The organism is Mesorhizobium sp. WSM4850 (assembly GCF_055811735.1).
Map to the genome: position 1 here is coordinate 1 of NZ_JBVVPV010000109.1, position 4,356 is coordinate 4,356.

The following is a 4,356-nucleotide window of genomic DNA, read 5'->3' on the forward strand; positions in this document are numbered from 1 at the left end:
ATGCTGCCGCTGCCGCCGACGCTGCCGGTGCCGTGGTCGCCGACGCTGCCGCTGCCGGCGATGGTGTCCCTACTAGCCGTGCCTGTCGGATGGCCCTCGCCATTGATGAGCGGCGGGCACAAGCGCCCGATCTCGGCGGGGAAGCAATGTCGCTCAATCGCCTGCGCAAATGCTGGAACGGTCGCCGTTGAGCCGAAAAATGCACTTGAAATCAGCACCATACCGGTGCCGGCGAGGAGATGATGGATGGTTTTCATCCCTAAGACTTTCACCTTGGGTTAACATTGGAACTCAGAGCTTGTTAAATCGGTTCCCTGCCGTGTCGTTCTTAGGCGGGCCGTGGCCGGAAACTGGCCGTTTGGCAAGCGGCCATGCCATCTAGGCGCTATAGCGGAATATTCAGACCTGATCTGGAGTTGCTCCAGCGAGTGTTTGACCAGTTGTGCGCCGAGCGCCGCCTAGCCCGAAAAGACAAGGACCAACGGAACATCTCGCCTGCGAAGTCATCGAGGCTTTCGAGAACGGGTTCAGCGACGAAGCGGAGTTGTGGCGGGCGCTTTCGAAGCGCCTCATGGCTCGGGGGTGAATAGAAAAGCCCGCCGCCTATTCGGAGCGCTGGCTAACTCTCATTCCAGAAATCCTGCAGCGAGGCGTGCCGAAGGTCTTCCTCGCCACGTAGGTGCTTGACGCGGGCTTTGATGCCCGGCTTGACCCACTGCGTTGCCGGCCGCTTTGGCATTTCCTTAGGCGGTGGCCCGGCGTGTTCCTGCACTCGTTTCCAAAGCCGCTCCCGCATCTCGCGATTGACGCTGACAAACGCGCTGCCGACATACTTGCGGGTGCCTGGCTCAGCCATCAGAGCAAACGCCGGCTTACCCCTCTCGCGTTCGACGCCAAGGAGCTCGAACTCGCTTTCGGTGAAGGACTTGGTTTTCAGCCAATTGGTGGTCGGGCCGCTGCGATATTTGCTGTCCCGACGCTTCGATACTATCCCTTCAAGGCCGGCGGCGTCGATCAGATGATAGATCGCGTTGGCTTCGCCTGGCATCGTCTCACTGAACTGAATGCGGCTGTCAGTCCCAATAAGGCCGGCCAGGATTTCCCGCCGATCCTCTAGCACCATGTCGCGCAAGTCGTGGCCGTTGAGATGCAGCAGATCAAACGCGACGAAATAGAGGTCGTGCTGGCGCCTCGTGATTGCCTTGCGCAGCGCGGCAAAATCCGAAAGGCCAGCCTCATTCAAGACGACGACTTCGCCGTCGATTATGGCGTTCTGTACGCTGAGACTTTTGGCGGCCTCGACCAGATCGCGGTACTTCGATGTCCAGTCTAGGCCGCGGCGGGTGAAGATCCGCGCACCGCCGGCGTCGATGATGATTTGGGAGCGGTAGCCGTCGAATTTGGCTTCATGCATCCAGTCATCGCCTTGGGGCGGCTTGGATACCAAGGTCGGCATCATCGGAGGAATAAACTCAAGCCGGACGCCGGCACTCACTCTTTTAGGCACCAAATTGACTCTAGGCTCATCCGATTTGATGGCTAGGAGAACGGACCATGACCATTTTTGTAAATTAGCAATGATGCATGTAGTGCCATATAGTTCGCCAGCCGGCGACCCCAACGCCCCCCGCCCGCTGGCTAGGCCAGGCGGCCCGATAGTCACCCCGAACTGCTATCGGGCCGTCCCCCTAGAAATCGCACGGTAGCGGCCGACCTGAGCCGAGGTAGAACCAATAGGCGCGATGGCTTCGGCCGACGGAGTCCGCTCGACTTTGGAGGCCGCGCCACTAGCATCCTCCTTGACGGGATCTCGGGTCAAAAGTGTAGTAATACTGTTCCTGAAATGTACCTTGATGGCGCCTTGTTTTCACGAGACGCATATGTCAGCCTATGGCGTTAGAGTTGTTATTCACGGGCCAGGAGTATATTCGATGAGTAGCGGGAAGTCTTCGAAAGGAAAGACACAGAAACTTGTCCGGAAGAACAGGCACGTCGTGAATTTCTAAAGAATGCCGGGCGTTTTTCTGTTATAACACCTCCATCCATTGCTCTGTTGCTTGGAACGAGCTTGAACTCGCAAGCTATTGCCGCATCGCATGGCGCACGTCGCGGACATGGATGGGGCGGCAAGAAGGGCATCCACTCTGGTCCTCCTGGCCGCAAGCGTTAGAATGTTCCTTTGGTCGTTCTGGCCGATCATAGATGACGCGTATAGCAGGCGGCCTCATCATGAGGAGCGTAGCAACCCTTCCTCCTCGGCAGCAGCCTCGAACGCTTTTCTTACATCGTCGGGCGTGCGCTCGCCTTTAATGAGAGCGACGCAGGCCTCGATGGCCTCCTTCCACTTAGGTCCCCGCTTGGTCCACTTCATGAGTTCCGCCGCGGCACCCTCGACATTGTACATGCGTAGGTGAACCCAGGTCGGTCGGTTCCGATGTAGATCGGAGGGTGAAACCAATGGATACCCATGAGGGTGCCGCCGCTATTTTCGCCTGGACTGGATCCTCGGGCAGGTTGCCCGGAAACCCCTCAGGAAGATTGTCGCCATCGTTCTTGTCCACGGCGCCAACAATGTTCTCTGCCTCACTTATGTTCCAACTTCTAATGTAAAATTTTGACCAAGACCCGATCCAACGGCGCCGGGAAGGGAAAGCGCGGCTGTCGGGGACCAACACAATCGACCGTCAACCAGCCACCAAGACCAGTAGTGCGACGCCCGATGGCATAAGGAAAGCGCGACCCTCGCGCGCTTCAGGCGGGCGCTCGTGGATAAAACCATTACTCCGACAATCCCGGATCGAAATGCACAATGGCATTAAGGATGGTGCGGTAGAGACTGTCGACTTCCTCGTCGATCTCTTCACGCCTGATGCCCACTGACTTCGCGTCGGCAAACAGCTTGTGCGTCAGCTCATTGATCGAAATTACATCCGGCCGGGCCGTTTTAGGAACGCTGTTCGCAATCCACTTGTGCAGGAAAGTGATGCCGCGTGCGCTCATCTGGGCATAAGCTACCGAACGGACATTAGTTCCAGCTTGAACACGAACAACAAAGCGGACGAACGAATTTCGGAACAAGAGGAACAAGGCGCTATGTCGCAAGTTGGGTTCCGTAGTGGGAAGGAACATCTACTCATGGCGAAGATAGAAAAAGTGAACCCGAGCGGCAAAAGGAACTCCAGGCGCAGGCGCTCGCAAGTGAAACCGGGATCACCCGGGATCAGGCTCTCACGCTCATAGAATTGCTCGGAACGGACGATCATCACTGCTGCCCGAGGCCAACATACTGAAGAATCGAAAGCCCGGCAGTGCACCATGACGAACCACAAGACGGGCAGCTGCCCTCTGAATGACCTGCCAATCGTTTGCCGAAGAGCTTGAAAGCGCCGCCGACCGCACCGCCGATATGTCGCGCGCGGATCTGCAGATTATCCTAGGTCGCGCTGCATTGACCTGAGAGGTCTCACCGGACATGACCGGGCCGCTGCGAAGATGCGGCTGGATTTGGGCATCTAGGTCAGAGTTCCCGGGCGGGGCACCTCTAAGCCCTAAGCTCAGGCCCTGCCCGGGCCTTTCCGTCAAACACCACCGGAACACCCAGCGGTTTGACCGTGGGGCGGCTTCAGGCCCCTCCCCGGGAGAATCCACCTTCCGCGCTTCCACCATGCAAATACGGAGAATATGCAACAGATTGAATTGAGCGGGTCATACACTGCCGTCACAACGCTGTCGGGCGAGGAATCAGGATCACCACCACGCGCAAGGACCTAGTTCCGGTCCCGTGTCGGGAATTGGTTAAGCGAGGGGTCGACCCTAGCGAGCCTGTCAGGGTCACCATCGGCGGCGTGCCAATGTGGAAGGCAGATCGGACCACTGGCGCTTGGGCGGGGATCGATGTCACGGAATACGACCTGAGAAGCACCGGTCGGTCGGATGAGGCATAGCCCGCAGAGGTTTGACCTTCGCAGGCGGTCGACAACGGCTGAGATTGGTGGCGAGCCGTCATCCTGTAGCGCCAGAACCTGTCATAGCTCTGCGAACGGCGAGCGCCGGATTTGCCATTCGCGTATTTGAGCCTATGCTTCGATATCGGCTGCCACACATGTTCGGATGCAGCCGACAGTGAGAGGGTACGTGCTCTTGCCCGTCAGGGAGAGAGCCATGCCCCAATCTCTTTTTCGCAACCTTGTATTGAAAGCCCTCTCCTCAGAGGATTTTGCGCTTTTGCAGCCGGCAATGCGTCACGTCGAACTGGGCATCAAAGCCCAGCTGGAAGTCCCATATCAGCCGATTGAGCAAGTGTATTTTCCAGAGGCGGGTATCGCTTCGGTGGTCGCCACCATGACCGGAGGGCGA

Annotated in this window: 4 protein-coding genes and 1 pseudogene; 1 reads left to right on the forward strand and 4 read right to left on the reverse strand. The window is 57.9% G+C overall.

The features are described 5' to 3' along the window. The 4 genes from AC0L2Z_RS34940 to AC0L2Z_RS34955 all read right to left on the reverse strand — a co-directional run. A partial coding sequence (locus AC0L2Z_RS34940) for a hypothetical protein (RefSeq protein WP_473630586.1) occupies window positions 1-257 on the reverse strand: 257 nt, incomplete at its 3' end. Between the two features lie 362 nt (window positions 258-619). Then, window positions 620-1,459: an ATP-dependent DNA ligase gene (locus AC0L2Z_RS34945; RefSeq protein ID WP_473630588.1), complete on the reverse strand. Its 840-nt coding sequence runs from the start codon at window positions 1,457-1,459 to the stop codon at window positions 620-622. A 768-nt stretch (window positions 1,460-2,227) separates the two neighbouring features. Further along, a complete protein-coding gene (locus AC0L2Z_RS34950) occupies window positions 2,228-2,404 on the reverse strand; it encodes a DUF982 domain-containing protein (protein WP_473630587.1) in 177 nt (58 codons plus the stop codon). A gap of 374 nt (window positions 2,405-2,778) precedes the next feature. Continuing rightward, window positions 2,779-3,000: a DUF768 domain-containing protein gene (locus tag AC0L2Z_RS34955; RefSeq protein WP_127206711.1), complete on the reverse strand. Its 222-nt coding sequence runs from the start codon at window positions 2,998-3,000 to the stop codon at window positions 2,779-2,781. Between the two features lie 1,161 nt (window positions 3,001-4,161). On the opposite strand from AC0L2Z_RS34955, the pseudogene AC0L2Z_RS34960 reads away from it, so the two are divergent. Beyond that, a pseudogene (locus AC0L2Z_RS34960) lies at window positions 4,162-4,356 on the forward strand (Crp/Fnr family transcriptional regulator); the annotation flags it as partial.

Bases quoted from the DNA above. Each gene is read 5' to 3' on its own strand.
- AC0L2Z_RS34945 (WP_473630588.1), bottom strand. From the start codon at position 1,459: ATGATGCCGACCTTGGTATCCAAGCCGCCCCAAGGCGATGACTGGATG.
- AC0L2Z_RS34950 (WP_473630587.1), bottom strand. From the start codon at position 2,404: ATGTACAATGTCGAGGGTGCCGCGGCGGAACTCATGAAGTGGACCAAG.
- AC0L2Z_RS34955 (WP_127206711.1), bottom strand. From the start codon at position 3,000: ATGAGCGCACGCGGCATCACTTTCCTGCACAAGTGGATTGCGAACAGC.